This window comes from Stenotrophomonas sp. ZAC14A_NAIMI4_1 (assembly GCF_003086915.1).
Lineage (GTDB): Bacteria > Pseudomonadota > Gammaproteobacteria > Xanthomonadales > Xanthomonadaceae > Stenotrophomonas.
Genome location: NZ_CP026002.1, coordinates 494,774 through 508,395 on the forward strand (window position 1 = coordinate 494,774; position 13,622 = coordinate 508,395).

Below are 13,622 nucleotides of genomic sequence, written 5' to 3' on the forward strand. Positions count from 1 at the left end.
CTCGGTTCAGGATCGAGAGGGTTTTTCTTCACATCTTTGTGTTAACGGTGAAATCAGAGGCCGCCGGGGCCGCAGTCGTTCTTCAGGAACGATTCGATCAGGCCCAGCGTCTCGCGCTGCTGGCGCGGGTACCACGGCATGCTGTGCTGCTGGTCGGCGATCAGGTGGAACTTCGCCGGCACCTTGCCTTTGACCGCGTCGTAGAAGCCCTGTGCGTGGAACGAGGGCGTGCGCACGTCGCGGTCACCGACGAACAGCATGACCGGGATGTTGGCCGACGCGGTGTTGCGCATCGGATCCATGCCCTTGACGGTCTGCCCCTGCAGGATGCGCTGCAGGCGGTTGTCGCTCCACGACGTGCCCAGGCGGGCCAGGTCGGTCACCGGCGCGCCTGCGATGGCGCACTGGTACGGCGAGTTCGGTCGCACGGTCGCCGCAGCAGCGGCGAAACCACCGTAGGAGTAGCCGAAGATCGCGATGCGGTCCTTGGCAGCGAAGCCCTGCGACACCAGCCAGGCGGCACCGTCGTCGTTGTCGTCGGACATCTTCTGGCCCCATTCGCGGTCGCCGGCGATCCACAGCTCGCGACCCAGGCCCGACGAACCGCGGTACTGCGGGCGAAGCACCGCGTAGCCGCGCGAGGTCAGCAGTGCGATCCACCCCGAGGCGTCCCACTGCACGTAGTCGCGCGCCCAGGGGCCGCCATGCGGGTTGACGATGGCCGGCGGTGCCGGGTCGCCGTCCTTCCAGCCCTGCGGCAGGTCGAGGATGGCGGGAATCTCGCGCCCGTCGCGGGCCTTGTAGGTGACCCAGCGCTCTTCACCGGTGGCGCCCTTGGCGATCCATGGGCGCTCGCTGCCCAGGCTGACCACATTCTTGCGGTCCAGCAGCAGGAAGTAGCTGGTGGGCGCATCAGGGCCGACGGCGCGGAACAGGATGCGCGAGAAATCATCGTTGTAGCGGGCAATTTCCACCTGGCGCCCGCCGGCGGCCTGCTTCAGCGTGTCCTGGATCGACTTCAGGGTCGGGTCCACGTACACCGTCTGCGCGCTGGGGCCATCGATGGTGAAGCCCACGACCTGGTTGAAAGTCTTCGGCTGGGTGCTGAACACCAGGCTGGCGATGGAGAAGTTCGGGTTGGCGAGGACGGGCTCGGGGTCGAACTTCTGCAGCTTTGCGTCGTAGAGATGGACCTGGACCTTGTCCGAGAACAGGTCGGTCAGGGTGTAGTACTTGCCGGTGGCGTCATCCACGCCGGCCAGCTCCACCGAGTGCCGGTTGGACAGCTTGGACAGCAGGGGCTTCTGCAGCACGAACTGGCCGGACGACGGGTCCAGGATCAGCACCTGCTGCTCGTAGTCGCCGCTTACCGGTTCGATCTGTGCCTTGGCCAGCACCTTGCCGGTGCGCGCGTCGAACAGCGCGGGCTGGGCGCGCGTGCCGCCGCGGAACAGCAGCTCGGTTTCCTTGGTCTTGAGGTTGTACAGATAGTAGTTGGCCGTCAGCGAGATTTCGCTCAGCTGGCGGATGATCACCCGGTCCGGATCCAGCGGCAGCATGTTGACCAGCGACGCGGTGCCACCCAGTTCAAGGCAGCGCTGGGTCTGCTCGCTGACGCCCAGCTTGCGGGTGTTGTCGGCGAAGGCTTCGCCGAAATCCTTCTGGGTAGTGTCGGTCAGGTAGGTCTTGACCACGAAGGTCTTGGTCGCGCCGGAAACACTGCCTTCGCCACAGCCGCCCAGCTGGCCGGTCCATTCCTGGCGGCCGACAGCGAGGATGCGGTCGGATTTCAGCGCCGCGGCGGCGATGAACTTCATGCGGTCGCCAGACGGCGTGACCACCTTCGGGCCGCCGGACAGGCTGTCGGTGTCCCAGCTGGCCAGCGCGGTTTCTTCCGGGTTGGCCGGGGACGGGATCAGTGCGACCAGGTGCTTGCCGTCAGGGCTCATCGAAACCGACTGCAGCGCCGGCAGGCGCGCCAGGTCTTCAATGGGGACGGGGGCGGCGTGGGCAGAGGTGCCGGCCAGGGCCAGGGCCAGGGCGGTACCCAGGCGGAAGCGGGGAATCACGTGCATTTCTTGTCCTTGGGCTGCGCGTTGATCGAGGTCGAAAGCTGACTGATTGGTGAACGGATTCGGACGGTAGCAGATGTTCGGTAGGCGCGTCAGTGCCAACCGGAGCGCCTTCATCGCCTGGCCCGGCGGGTCCAACTTGTATGATGGGAGGTTGCCAGTCCCCACGAACCGCTTCCGGAGTCCGCAGTGAACAGCCCCGCCCGTCGTCCCCACGCCAGCCAGGTACAGAAGGGCCTGTCGCCCCATGCGCGCATCCGCAACGTGATCGCGGTGGGTTCGGGCAAAGGGGGCGTCGGCAAGTCCACCACCTCGGTGAACCTGGCGGTGGCCCTGCAGCAGCTCGGTGCCCGCGTGGGCGTGCTGGACGCGGACATCTACGGCCCCAGCGTGCCGGCCATGCTCGGCCTTTCCGGCCGCCCGGAAAGCCCGGACAACAAGAGCATCGAACCGATGCGTGCGTTCGGCGTGGACACCATGTCCATCGGCTACCTGGTGGAAGACGAGACGCCGCTGATCATGCGCGCGCCGCGGGCGACCGCTGCGCTCACCCAGCTGTTCGAAGACACGCTGTGGGACGACCTGGACTACCTGCTGATCGACCTGCCGCCGGGCACCGGTGACATCCAGCTGACCCTGGTGCAGAAGATCCCGCTGGCCGGTGCGGTCATCGTCACCACGCCGCAGGACATCGCCACGCTGGATGCGAAGAAGGCGCTGAAGATGTTCGAGAAGGTGGAGGTGCCGGTGCTGGGCATCGTCGAGAACATGGCCGTGCACACCTGCAGCAACTGTGGCCACGTCGAGCACCTGTTCGGCGAGGGCGGTGGCGAGCGCATGGCCGCGCAGTACGGCGTGCCGCTGCTGGGGTCGCTGCCGCTGCAGATCGATATCCGCGAGCAGGGCGACGCCGGCAGCCCGATCACCGTCGCCCAGCCCGATTCGACCGCCGCCCAGGCCTATCGCCGGGCCGCCGAGCGCCTGGTGGAGGAAGTGGGCAAGCGCCCGCGGGCGTCGATCCAGATCCTGTCCTCGCTGCTCTGAGGCAGCAACCGCGGGGCTGCGGCGTGGCTGCCCGGCCCCCTGCTAGAATCCACGCGCCCCTCGCACCCAGGACAAAGCATGAGCATCAAGAGTGACCGTTGGATCCGCCGTATGTCCGAGCAGCACGGCATGATCGAGCCGTTCGAGGCCGGGCAGGTGAAGCATGCCAACGGTGAGCGCATCGTCAGCTACGGCACCTCCAGCTATGGTTACGACGTGCGCTGCTCGCGCGAGTTCAAGGTGTTCACCAACATCAACTCCACGATCGTCGACCCCAAGCACTTCGATCCGGGCAGTTTCGTGGACATCGTCGGTGATGAGTGCATCATCCCGCCCAACAGCTTCGCGCTGGCCCGCACGGTGGAATACTTCCGCATCCCGCGCGACACCCTGGTGGTGTGCCTGGGCAAGAGCACCTATGCCCGCTGCGGCATCATCGTCAACGTGACCCCGCTGGAACCGGAGTGGGAAGGCCACGTGACCCTGGAATTCAGCAACACCACGCCGCTGCCGGCGCGCATCTACGCCAACGAAGGCGTGGCCCAGATGCTGTTCTTCCAGGCGGCGGCCGACGATGTCTGCGAAACCTCGTACAAGGACCGCGGCGGCAAGTACCAGGGCCAGACCGGCGTGACCCTGCCGCGTACCTGAGCAACCTGTCGGTAGCGCCGGGCCATGACCGGCTGCACATGGACAAAGGCGGCGCTTGCGCCGCCTTTGTTTATTTGCCGCGTCCGAACAGCATCGCGATGCCGACGCCGACCAGGCCGACCGGCCACCAGGTCAGGAACAGCTTGGAAACATTCAGGTGCGTCCAGCCCAGGTTGCTGGCGAGCATGAACAAGCCGATCAGGATCAGCAGGATGGCGGCGACAAGATTGAATCGCATCGGGTCGTCAAAGGCTCAGGGGTGGGCCGGATATCCTAGCCGTTCCTTCCAGTAGGCGACATGCTGGTCCAGCGCGGCCGGCTCGTAACGGTGCGCCGGCCCGCTGCCCCAGACCGGGCCGGGCCAGGCCGGATCGCCGTCGTGGCGGCCGATCACGTGGAAATGCAGCTGGCGCACGATGTTGCCCAGCGCCCCGATGTTGATCTTCTCCACCCCGTCCGAGCCATGCAGGGCCTTGCAGGCGCGGTTGAGTTCGGTGCGCAGCTTGTCCTGCTGCTCGCCGTCCAGCTCGATCCACTCGGTGATCCCGGCCAGGCGCGGCACCAGGACCAGCCAGGGGAATCGTTCGTCGTTCATCAACCGCACTTGCGACAACGGTCCTTCAGCAACCAGCACGCTGTCGGTGGCCAGGCGTGAATCCAGTTCGAAATCGCTCATCCAAGATGCTCCGTGAAGAAATCGAGGGTGCGTTGCAGCGCCAGGGCGGCGCTGTCTGGATCATACGCATGTCCGACCTCCCGGTTGAAGGCGTGGTCGGCCGGATAGACGTAGGTGGCCATCTGCGGCAGCTTTTCGCGGTGGGCCTGCACGGCCTCCGGCGGGATGCTCTTGTCCTGGGCGCCGAAGTGGAAGATCACCGGCGCCTTCGGCGTTTCGTCGAGGAAATTGACGTTGCGGCCGCCGTAGTAGCTGGCCGACGGCAGGCCCAGGCGCATCGCCGCCAGCAGGGCCACGCTGCCGCCCCAGCAGTAGCCGACGGTGCCGACCTTGCCGTAGGGGGCCAGGCGCGTCGCCGCGGCGCGCACCACTTCCAGCGCCTTCTCCATGCCCAGGGTGTTGACCCGCTCCAGGCCGTCCTTCACGCCTTCCGGGCTGTAGGGCAGGGCGTCGGGGTCGGACTCCGGGCCATCGACCAGATCGAAGAACGACGGCGCCAGCACCGCGTAGCCTTCGGCGGCGAAGCGCTCGGCGACCCCGCGCATGTGCGCGTTGACCCCGAAGATTTCCTGTATGACCACCAGCGCCGCGCGCGGCTTGCCCTCGGGCAGGACCTGCCAGGCGCGGACCGGGCCATGATGCGTATCCAGGGTGATCCATTCGGACATCGTCGGGTACCTCGTTGCAGGGGACAGGCCTGCATTGTCGACGCTGGCCGGGTTAGCGGCGTGTCAGCGGCTGTGCCCGATCAGGCGGCTGGCCGTTCAGAGCCGGGCCACCAACCCCGTTATACTGGCGCCCTTTCAGGCCCCGGCCCCCAGGACCCCCTGCCATGCCGGCAGGGGCCCAGGCCCCCAGAGTCCCGCGATTTCCATGTCCCAGCTGAACCCCAAAGTCGGCTTCGTCAGCCTTGGCTGCCCGAAGGCCCTTGTCGATTCCGAGCGCATCCTGACCCAGCTCCGCTCGGAAGGTTATGACATCGTCCCGTCCTACGATTCGGCCGACGTGGTGGTGGTCAACACCTGCGGCTTCATCGATTCGGCGGTGACCGAGTCGCTGGACGCCATCGGCGAGGCGATGAACCAGAACGGCAAGGTCATCGTCACCGGCTGCCTGGGCAAGCGCCCGGAGCAGATCCGCGAGGCGTACCCGAACGTGCTGGCGGTGTCAGGCCCGCAGGATTACCAGAGCGTGATGGAAGCGGTGCACGAAGCGCTGCCGCCCAAGCACGACCCGTTCGTGGACCTGGTGCCGGACTACGGCATCAAGCTGACCCCGCGCCACTACGCGTACCTGAAGATTTCCGAAGGCTGCAACCACAAGTGCAGCTTCTGCATCATCCCGTCGATGCGCGGCAAGCTGGTCTCGCGCCCGGTGGATGAGGTGCTGCGCGAAGCCGAGCGCCTGGTGCGCGGCGGCGTGCGCGAACTGCTGGTGGTTTCGCAGGACACCTCGGCCTACGGCGTGGACGTGAAGTACGCCGAGAAGATGTGGCGCGACAAGGCCTACCAGACCCGCCTGAAGGCGCTGTGCGAAGGCCTGTCCGAACTCGATGCCTGGGTGCGCATGCACTACGTCTACCCGTACCCGCACGTGGACGAGGTGGTGCCGCTGATGGCGGAAAACCGCATCCTGCCGTACCTGGACATCCCGTTCCAGCACGCCAGCCCGCGCATCCTGCGCCTGATGAAGCGCCCCGGCGCGGTCGAGAAGACCCTCGAGCGCGTGCAGAACTGGCGCCGCATCGCCCCGGACATCACCGTGCGCTCGACCTTCATCGTCGGCTTCCCGGGCGAGACCGAGGCCGAGTTCGAAGAACTGCTGTCGTTCCTGGACGAAGCGCAGCTGGACCGCGTGGGCGCGTTTGCCTATTCGCCGGTCGAGGGCGCCACCGCCAACGACCTGCCGGACGCGGTGCCGGAAGAAGTGAAGCAGGAGCGCCTGGCGCGCTTCATGGAAAAGCAGGCGCAGATTTCCGCCGCGCGCCTGGAAGCCAAGATCGGCACCGTGCAGCAGTGCCTGGTCGATGCCATCGAAGGCGATATCGCCGTGGCCCGTTCCAAGGCCGATGCCCCGGAAATCGACGGCCTGGTGCACATCCAGAACGCCGACCAGGTGCCGCTGCGCGTGGGCGAGTTCGTCAATGTGGAGATCACCGAGAGCGACGAGCACGATCTGTACGGTGACGCGCTGCCCAGCGCTGCCCGCCCGGCGTTCGACCTCAAGGTGCTGTGACCGCAGCGACGGCCGCCGGCGGCGACGCAGGCGGCCCTCGTCGCTTCATCCCGCCGCTGCGTGCGGCGGTCGATGCGCGGGTGTTCGACCATCCGTTGTTTGCAGGCGTGCGCGGTTTCGCCGATCTGCTGGCCGGTCCCGGGTGGCCGGCCGTCTCCGTGCTGGATGCCCGGCTGGCGCTGCCGGGCGTGCAGCTGGTGGAGCAGGATGCGGCGCTGCTGGCCGACGGCCTGCACTACGAAACCCGTATTGCCCAAGGCCGCATCGCCACCCGCGCCGACAACTGGCACGACCTGTTCAACGCACTGGTCTGGGCCAGCCTGCCGTCGCTCAAGCGTGCGCTCAATGCCCAGCAGTGCCGACACATCGCGGCGATGGCGCCCGGCCAGCGCAACCGCGCGCAGGCCGCGCTGACCCAGTTCGATGAAACCGGTGTGGTCGTGCAGGTGCGCGATCCGGCCGTGCTGGCCGCGTGGGATACACATGACTGGCGCGCGCTGTTTGAACCGTCGCACTGGCAGGGCGGCGGCATCGGCATCGTGGCGGTGTTCGGCCACGCGCTGATGGAACAGGCGCTGCTGCCGGGCCGGTTGCTGGTGGGCAAGTGCGTGCTGGTGCAGGCTGAAGAGGAGGCCGCGTGCATCGACACGGTGGCGCGCGCCATCGGCGAGGGCAGGGTGCTGGGCGATCCGCTGCAGCTGCGGCCGCTGCCGTTGGCGGGTATTCCCGGCTGGCATGAGCAGCAGGATGACGCCTTCTACGGCAACGCCGACTATTTCCGCCCGCTGCGTGCCGGCCGCCAGTACCCGCCGCCGCTGCCGCTGCTTCGGTAGAGTCGACTGTTGGTAGAGTCGACTGTTGGTAGAGTCGACTGTTGGTAGAGTCGACTGTTAGTCGACTACATTGCCCTTGGGTCCATGAAAACCCCCGCGCTGCGCGCGATAGTCGACTAACAGTCGACTCTACCAACAGCGGCGCAGTCGACCGACCGTCGACGTTACGGCGCCGCGTACTCCACGCCGATCACCGCGAACGTGAACTGGCCGCCGGGCAGCTCAACCGCGAACTCGTCATCGATGCGCTTCTTCAGCAGCGCGCGCGCCAGCGGGGAGTCGATACTGATCCAGCCCAGCCCTGCATCGGTCTCGTCCGGGCCGACGATGCGATAGCGGCTGGTTTCGCCACTGTCCACGTTCTCCAGCTCCACCCACGCCCCGAAGAACACCGCCTGCGGGTCGGTCGGCGTGGTATCGACCACGCGCAGCGATTCCAGGCGCTTGGTCAGGTAGCGCACGCGGCGGTCGATTTCGCCCAGCTGCTTCTTGCGGTAGGTGTACTCGGCATTCTCCGAGCGGTCGCCCTCGGCGGCCGCGGCGGCCAGCGCCTTCACCACTTCAGGGCGGCGCACGCGCCACAGGTCATCCAGCTCGGCTTTCAACCGGGCGTGGCCGGCGGCAGTGATCAGGGCGGTGCTTTTTTCTGCGGGGGGACGCCAGCGGGACATGCGGTACGACTTCTTTTCTGGGTGACGAATAGGGGAATGGGGTCGGAGCCCTCCCTGGCGGGAGGGATCCGACCCCGGGGTCAGATCCCTTTCCAGCGGAAAAGGCTCTGACCCCGGCAGGAGCAGATCAGCGCTTGCCGCCGAAGATGCCGCCGAGGATGCCACGCACGATCTGGTTGCCCAGCTTGGTGCCGACGGTGCGCGTGGTCTGCTTGGCCATGGTCTCGATCATGCCCTGGCGGCGCTTGGTGCCGAAGATCGCATCCTTGATCGACTGGCCGAAGCCGCCTTCCTGTGCGTCATCCTGTTCGCGGCTGCGGGCGGCCGGGGCTGCGGCCTTCTCGGTGGCCTTCTGCGCGCGCTGGGCCAGCAGCTCGGCTGCCGATTCGCGGTTCACCGCGGTGTCGTAACGGGTGCCGACCGGGCTGCCCGCACGCACCTGTGCGCGCTCGGCCTCGGTGATCGGTCCCATCCGGCAGCGCGGCGGGGCGATCATCGTCTGCTGCACCGGCATCGGCACGCCCTTGTCCTGCAGCGTGGATACCAGTGCTTCACCGGTGCCGAGCTGGCTGAGCACCTTGGCCACGTCCAGCTTCGGGTTCGGCACGAAGGTCTCGGCGGCGGTCTTCACCGCCTTCTGGTCGCGCGGGGTGAAGGCGCGCAGCGCATGCTGCACGCGGTTGCCGAGCTGGCCGAGGATGTTGCCCGGCACGTCGTCGGGGAACTGCGAGCAGAAGTACACGCCCACGCCCTTGGAGCGGATCAGCCGCACCACCTGCTCGATGCGCTGCACCAGCGAGGCCGGTGCGTCGTCGAAAAGCAGGTGCGCCTCGTCGAAGATGAAGACCAGCTTGGGCTTGTCCAGGTCGCCCACTTCGGGCAGCTGCTCGAACAGTTCCGACAGCAGCCACAGCAGGAAGGTGGAATAGAGCTTGGGCTTGAGCACCAGCTGGTCGGCGGCGAGGATGCCGACCACGCCGCGGCCGTCGTGGTTGACCCGCATGAGGTCGGCCAGTTCCAGCGCCGGTTCGCCGAAGAAGCCTTCGCCGCCGTCCTGGGCCAGGCGCAGCACCGAGCGCTGGATGGCGGCGATCGACTGCGCGCTGACCAGGCCGTACTCGGTGGAGATGTCCTTGCGCTCCTCGGCCACCAGGCCGAGCAGGGCGCGCAGGTCATCCATGTCCAGCAGCAGCAGGCCGCGGTCGTCGGCCAGCTTGAAGACGATGTCGAGCACGCCGGCCTGGGTATCGTTCAACTCCAGGATGCGCGCCAGCAGGGTGGGGCCCATTTCGCTGATGGTGGTGCGCACCGGGTGGCCGAGCTTGCCGTAGAGATCCCAGAACACGGTGGGGCTGGCGGCCGGGGCATAGTCGGCCACCCCGATCTCGGCGGCGCGCTGCAGCAGCGCATCGGCGCCGGTACCGGGCACGGCCAGGCCGGACACATCGCCCTTCACATCGGCCAGGAACACCGGCACGCCCAGCCGCGAGAAACCCTCGGCCAGGGTCATCAGGGTCACGGTCTTGCCGGTGCCGGTGGCGCCGGCGACCAGGCCATGGCGGTTGCCGAGTTTCGGCAGCAGGGTGACGGCCACATCATCGGTGATGCCTTTGCCCAGCAGAATCGGATCCATGGTCCAGCCCTTGTGGTGAATGCGCCCAATGTTAACCGGCGACGGTCGCGGGCCGACGGCCGGGTTGCCCGGACCTTGGCGGCCCCGCTACTCTGCCTGCCTGTTTCGCACACAGTGCCACCAATGCCCGTTCCTGTCCTGATTTCCCGTGGTTGGCCGCTGCTGGCACTTGCCGGCCTGGTATCCCTGGCGCCCGACGCCCATGCGCAGCGTGTCTCGGCGCGGGACCAGGCGAAGGCCGAGGCGCTGCAGCAGCGCATGGCCACCGCCGAGAAACGCTACAGCGATGCCCTGCTGCTGGTCGCCAATTCCGACCCGAAGGGCAGCAACGAAGCCGACGCCGCGCTGGAGGACATGGAAGATGTCATCAGCGAATGCGTGAAGCAGAAGGGCTGCCAGATGAGCAACATGCTGGCCACCTACAAGCGCCTGCTCAAGCGTGATGCCGATGCGGCCGCCAGCGATGACGCCGCCGATGAAAGCGGCGACCGCCTGGAAGCCGACCCGGACCACGTTGGCCCGCTCACCGCCGATGTGCCCGAGGCGGCCCGCGCTGCGGCCCTGCTCAACGACAAGCGCCATGCCTTCGACAACATGGTCGATTACAACCCGGCCGTGCAGGCGGGCATCCGCCGCTGGCTGACCGACATGCGCCCGGCACTGCTGACCAGCTACGAGAACTACCAGAACCTGCGCGCGGTGATGTGGCCCGAGTGGGAAAAGCGCGGCCTGCCCGAGGCGCTGCTGTTCGGCATCATGGCCAAGGAATCCAATGGCCGCGTGCATGCCTCCTCGCGCGCTGGCGCTGCCGGCCTGATGCAGTTCATGCCCGCCACCGGCCGCCGCTTCGGGCTGGGCCCGGACGGCACCGGCTTCGATACGCGCTTTGACGCGCGCAGTGCCGCCGAAGCCAGCGCCAGCTATCTCAACGAGCGCCTGCGCGAACTGAACAACAACGTGGAAATGTCGGTGGCCGCCTACAACGGCGGCGAAGGCCGCGCCGCGCGCGTGTTCAAGCAGAGCGGCGGGCAGAGCTTCTGGACCGACAGCGTCTACAACCAGTTCCCCGGCGAGACCAAGGACTACGTGCCGATGGTGATCGCTGCCGCCTGGATCTTCCTGCACCCGCAGCAGTACGGCGTGGAGTTCCCGAAGATCAGCGCGCAGCCGGCCACGCTGCGCCTGGCCAAGTCCACCACCATCTACGAGCTGACCATCTGCCTGGGCAGCCACGGCACCCGTGATGGCTACATGCGCGTGCTGCGCAACCTCAACCCGCGCTATGAAGCCGATGGCTGGATTCCGGCCGGCACGCTGATCAATGCCACCACCCGCATTGCCGGCCTGTACCAGCGCAACTGCGTCAGCGGCCCGCGCGCGGACCTCGCCCGCACCCTCATCACTGCCGACCTGAACGCGGCCATCGTGCGCCCGACCGCCGCCAGCTACACCGGCAGCGTGGCGGTGGGTGGCGTAGTGCCGCTGGCCGACCCGAACGCCAGTACCACGGTGCCGACCGCACCGAGCGCGCCGGTGGCTGCGCCGCGTCCGGCTGCGCCCCGGGCCAAGCCTGCCAAGACCTACAAGGTCGGCAAGGGCGACACCCTGGGCCGCATCGCGGCGAAGTTCCAGTGCGAAGTGCCGACCCTGGCGCGCGCCAACGGCCTGAAGGCCCCCAGCTACAGCCTGCGCCCCGGCCAGGTGCTGAAGCTGCAGGGCTGCGACAAGTAACCGAACCGGAAGAGAGCCATGGACCTGGAAGCAACCCGCGATCTGTTCGCCAACCTGCGCGAGAACACCGACTGGGATCTCGCCACGCCCCTGCTGTGGGGCTATTACTTCGTGCACTCCACCCCGGACCGCCTGCAGGCGCTGGCGACCACCCTGGAAGCCCAGGGCTATGAGGTGGTGGAGCTGTTCGAACAGGAGCCGGAGGAGGGCGATGCGCCCTTCCACGTGCTGCACGTGGAGCGCGTGGAAATCCACGACGAGACCTCGCTGGACCTGCGCAACCAGGAGCTGGCCGCCCTGGCCAGCCAGACCGGCGTGGAAGACTACGACGGCGTCGACGTCGGCCCGGCCCCGACCCTGCAGTAGAGTCGAGCTTGCTCGACTGACCCGGCAGCAGTCGAGCAAGCTCGACTCTACGGACCCGGTGGTGAATCCATCCACGCATGGCGTGGATCTACCGCCCCGGTAGTGCCGGCCGCTGGCCGGCATTGTTGCCGCTTCCTCAGCGCAGCTTCGCCAGCGCCTGGCCCAGCTGCACCGGGCTTTCGGCGCCCAGCTGCGGCGCGAACTCGGCCACGTCCGGCGGCAGCAGCACGATCACGGTCGAGCCGTAGTTGAAGCGCGCCATTTCGGCAAAGCGCTCCAACTGGATGCCCTGGCCACGGTAATCCTTGCGGGTGATGCGGTCGCCGTAGGCCGGGATCTCTTCGCCGCTCCACACCGTTTCCACCCCGGACACCAGCAGCGCACCGACCATCACGCTGACCATCGGGCCGAAGCTGGTATCGAAGTGGCAGACCAGGCGCTCGTTGCGGGCAAACAGGCGCGGCACGCCGTTCACCGCGGCCGGGCCGACGCTGAACAGGCGGCCGGGCACGTGCACAGTCTCGCGCAGGGTGCCGGTCCAGGGCATGTGCACGCGGTGGTAGTCACGCGGGGACAGGTACACCGTGGCGTAGAGGCCGTCGTTGTACGGCTTGGCGTCCTCCTCGCTGCCCAGCAGCTCGGCGGCGGTGAAGGACTGGCCCTTGGCCTGGAAGATGCGGCCGGCCTCGATCTTCCCCAGCTGGCTGATGCGGCCGTCGGCCGGCATCACCAGGCTGCGCGGATCGGCGTCGGCCACGCGTGCGCCCGGCTTCAGGGCGCGGGTGAAGAACTGGTTGAAGGTCGGGTAGCTGCGCGGATCGGGGTTGGCCGCTTCGTCCAGGTTGACGTTGAACTTGCGGGTGACCGTATCGATCAGCCAGCGCGACACGCGCGGGTCGTCCGAGTACGCCAGCGAGCGCGCCATCGAGGACAGCAGGCGGTGGGGCAGGGCGTACGTCAGGGCGGTGGTCAGGCTCATGGGGCGGATTTCTCGGTCAGCTTCTGCAGGTCGCGGGCGATGGCCGGCGCGTTGAACGGGGGGCGCACCAGGCCGGCAAGCCGGCCCTGCGGGTCGAGCACGGCCAGGCTGGCCGAGTGCTCGACGGTGTAATCCTCGGGATTCTCGTCGAAATGCTTGCCCGGCACCTTCTGGAACACGAAGCCCAGCGAGGTGGCGAAGCGCTCCAGCGAAGGGATGTCGGCAGTGGCGGCCAGGGTGTCCTTGTGGAAGCCATGCACGTACTCGCCCAGGCGGGTGGCGTTGTCACGGTCCGGGTCCACCGAAACGAACAGCACGCGCGGGCGCAGGGTGTCGGGCAGGGCCTCCCACTGGTTCTGCGCACCGGCCAGCTCGGCCAGGGTGGTCGGGCACACGTCCGGGCAGAAGGTGAAGCCCAGGAACACCAGGGTCCAGTGGCCCTTCAGCTCGCCGGGGATGAGCCGGGTGCCATCGGACTGGGCCAGGTTGAAGTCGGGCAGCTCGCGGGTGTGCGGGTACAGGGTGATCGCTTCGGTGGCCGGCTGGTTGGCCGGCGGCTTCGGCGCGAACACCTGCTGCGCGGCCAGCAGGCCCAGGCCCGCCGCCAGGGCGATCAGCAGGATGATGCCGACGTTGCGATTGAACATGGGAGCCCCCGCAGGAAGTAATCCCCATCATACCGGCTGCAGCCTGATCGTTTCCGTCGCAACGGATGCCGCCGCGGGCGCCAG

At 67.6% G+C, this 13,622-nt stretch carries 14 protein-coding genes; 6 read left to right on the forward strand and 8 right to left on the reverse strand.

Annotation, left to right across the window (positions count from 1 at the left end):
- Positions 1 to 53: 53 nt before the first annotated feature.
- Positions 54 to 2,075, reverse strand: a complete 2,022-nt coding sequence (locus tag C1926_RS02140; RefSeq protein ID WP_108758113.1) for a prolyl oligopeptidase family serine peptidase — start codon at positions 2,073 to 2,075, stop codon at positions 54 to 56.
- Between the two features lie 186 nt (positions 2,076 to 2,261).
- Here C1926_RS02140 and apbC point away from each other — a divergent pair, with 186 nt between their 5' ends.
- Positions 2,262 to 3,116: an iron-sulfur cluster carrier protein ApbC gene (gene apbC / locus C1926_RS02145; RefSeq protein WP_108758114.1), complete on the forward strand. Its 855-nt coding sequence runs from the start codon at positions 2,262 to 2,264 to the stop codon at positions 3,114 to 3,116.
- Positions 3,117 to 3,194: 78 nt separating this feature from the next.
- Positions 3,195 to 3,767, forward strand: coding sequence for a dCTP deaminase (gene dcd, locus C1926_RS02150; protein WP_079222647.1), 573 nt, complete (start codon positions 3,195 to 3,197; stop codon positions 3,765 to 3,767).
- Positions 3,768 to 3,837: 70 nt separating this feature from the next.
- Here dcd and C1926_RS21645 read toward each other — a convergent pair whose 3' ends face one another.
- Genes C1926_RS21645 through C1926_RS02160 form a run of 3 tightly spaced genes read right to left on the reverse strand, consistent with a single transcriptional unit; the run spans position 3,838 to position 5,111 of the window.
- The gene (locus C1926_RS21645; RefSeq protein ID WP_174208692.1) at positions 3,838 to 4,005 is read right to left on the reverse strand and encodes a DUF5668 domain-containing protein; all 168 of its coding nucleotides are present in this window, start codon (positions 4,003 to 4,005) and stop codon (positions 3,838 to 3,840) included.
- 15 nt (positions 4,006 to 4,020) lie between these two features.
- Positions 4,021 to 4,443, reverse strand: a complete 423-nt coding sequence (locus C1926_RS02155) for an HIT family protein (protein WP_079222646.1) — start codon at positions 4,441 to 4,443, stop codon at positions 4,021 to 4,023.
- Positions 4,440 to 5,111, reverse strand: a complete 672-nt coding sequence (locus tag C1926_RS02160; protein ID WP_079222645.1) for a dienelactone hydrolase family protein — start codon at positions 5,109 to 5,111, stop codon at positions 4,440 to 4,442. Before C1926_RS02160 ends, C1926_RS02155 begins: the two co-directional genes overlap by 4 nt.
- A 205-nt stretch (positions 5,112 to 5,316) precedes the next feature.
- Here C1926_RS02160 and rimO point away from each other — a divergent pair, with 205 nt between their 5' ends.
- Both rimO and C1926_RS02170 read left to right on the forward strand, forming a co-directional pair.
- Positions 5,317 to 6,678 carry a 30S ribosomal protein S12 methylthiotransferase RimO gene (gene rimO / locus C1926_RS02165; protein WP_079222644.1) on the forward strand — a complete coding sequence of 454 codons (1,362 nt, stop codon included), beginning with the start codon at positions 5,317 to 5,319 and terminating at the stop codon, positions 6,676 to 6,678.
- The gene (locus tag C1926_RS02170) at positions 6,675 to 7,511 is read left to right on the forward strand and encodes a DUF3025 domain-containing protein (RefSeq protein ID WP_108758115.1); all 837 of its coding nucleotides are present in this window, start codon (positions 6,675 to 6,677) and stop codon (positions 7,509 to 7,511) included. The genes rimO and C1926_RS02170 overlap by 4 nt, the downstream gene beginning before the upstream one ends.
- A 164-nt stretch (positions 7,512 to 7,675) precedes the next feature.
- Here the strand turns inward: C1926_RS02170 and greB are convergent, their stop codons facing one another.
- Together greB and C1926_RS02180 are read right to left on the reverse strand one after the other, a co-directional pair.
- Positions 7,676 to 8,182 carry a transcription elongation factor GreB gene (gene greB / locus C1926_RS02175; protein ID WP_079222642.1) on the reverse strand — a complete coding sequence of 169 codons (507 nt, stop codon included), beginning with the start codon at positions 8,180 to 8,182 and terminating at the stop codon, positions 7,676 to 7,678.
- 127 nt (positions 8,183 to 8,309) lie between these two features.
- Positions 8,310 to 9,815: a helicase HerA-like domain-containing protein gene (locus C1926_RS02180; protein WP_108758116.1), complete on the reverse strand. Its 1,506-nt coding sequence runs from the start codon at positions 9,813 to 9,815 to the stop codon at positions 8,310 to 8,312.
- Positions 9,816 to 9,938: 123 nt separating this feature from the next.
- Between C1926_RS02180 and C1926_RS02185 the strand changes: the two genes are divergently transcribed.
- Together C1926_RS02185 and C1926_RS02190 are read left to right on the forward strand one after the other, a co-directional pair.
- Entirely contained in the window at positions 9,939 to 11,546 is a 1,608-nt protein-coding gene (locus C1926_RS02185) for a transglycosylase SLT domain-containing protein (RefSeq protein WP_108758117.1), read from the forward strand.
- An 18-nt stretch (positions 11,547 to 11,564) separates the two neighbouring features.
- Positions 11,565 to 11,912, forward strand: a complete 348-nt coding sequence (locus C1926_RS02190) for a ribonuclease E inhibitor RraB (RefSeq protein WP_108758118.1) — start codon at positions 11,565 to 11,567, stop codon at positions 11,910 to 11,912.
- A gap of 136 nt (positions 11,913 to 12,048) precedes the next feature.
- On the opposite strand, the gene asd is transcribed toward C1926_RS02190, so the two are convergent.
- On the reverse strand, positions 12,049 to 12,891 hold the full coding sequence (asd, locus tag C1926_RS02195; RefSeq protein WP_108758119.1) for an archaetidylserine decarboxylase: 843 nt from the start codon (positions 12,889 to 12,891) through the stop codon (positions 12,049 to 12,051).
- A complete protein-coding gene (locus C1926_RS02200; protein WP_108747100.1) occupies positions 12,888 to 13,538 on the reverse strand; it encodes an SCO family protein in 651 nt (216 codons plus the stop codon). The genes asd and C1926_RS02200 overlap by 4 nt, the downstream gene beginning before the upstream one ends.
- Positions 13,539 to 13,622 lie beyond the last annotated feature (84 nt).

Coding starts and splice junctions, on each gene's coding strand:
- asd (WP_108758119.1), bottom strand. CDS start 12,891: ATGAGCCTGACCACCGCCCTGACGTACGCCCTGCCCCACCGCCTGCTG.
- rimO (WP_079222644.1), top strand. CDS start 5,317: ATGTCCCAGCTGAACCCCAAAGTCGGCTTCGTCAGCCTTGGCTGCCCG.
- C1926_RS02185 (WP_108758117.1), top strand. CDS start 9,939: ATGCCCGTTCCTGTCCTGATTTCCCGTGGTTGGCCGCTGCTGGCACTT.
- dcd (WP_079222647.1), top strand. CDS start 3,195: ATGAGCATCAAGAGTGACCGTTGGATCCGCCGTATGTCCGAGCAGCAC.
- C1926_RS02180 (WP_108758116.1), bottom strand. CDS start 9,815: ATGGATCCGATTCTGCTGGGCAAAGGCATCACCGATGATGTGGCCGTC.
- C1926_RS02155 (WP_079222646.1), bottom strand. CDS start 4,443: ATGAGCGATTTCGAACTGGATTCACGCCTGGCCACCGACAGCGTGCTG.
- C1926_RS02160 (WP_079222645.1), bottom strand. CDS start 5,111: ATGTCCGAATGGATCACCCTGGATACGCATCATGGCCCGGTCCGCGCC.
- C1926_RS02200 (WP_108747100.1), bottom strand. CDS start 13,538: ATGTTCAATCGCAACGTCGGCATCATCCTGCTGATCGCCCTGGCGGCG.
- C1926_RS21645 (WP_174208692.1), bottom strand. CDS start 4,005: ATGCGATTCAATCTTGTCGCCGCCATCCTGCTGATCCTGATCGGCTTG.
- C1926_RS02140 (WP_108758113.1), bottom strand. CDS start 2,075: ATGCACGTGATTCCCCGCTTCCGCCTGGGTACCGCCCTGGCCCTGGCC.
- C1926_RS02190 (WP_108758118.1), top strand. CDS start 11,565: ATGGACCTGGAAGCAACCCGCGATCTGTTCGCCAACCTGCGCGAGAAC.
- greB (WP_079222642.1), bottom strand. CDS start 8,182: ATGTCCCGCTGGCGTCCCCCCGCAGAAAAAAGCACCGCCCTGATCACT.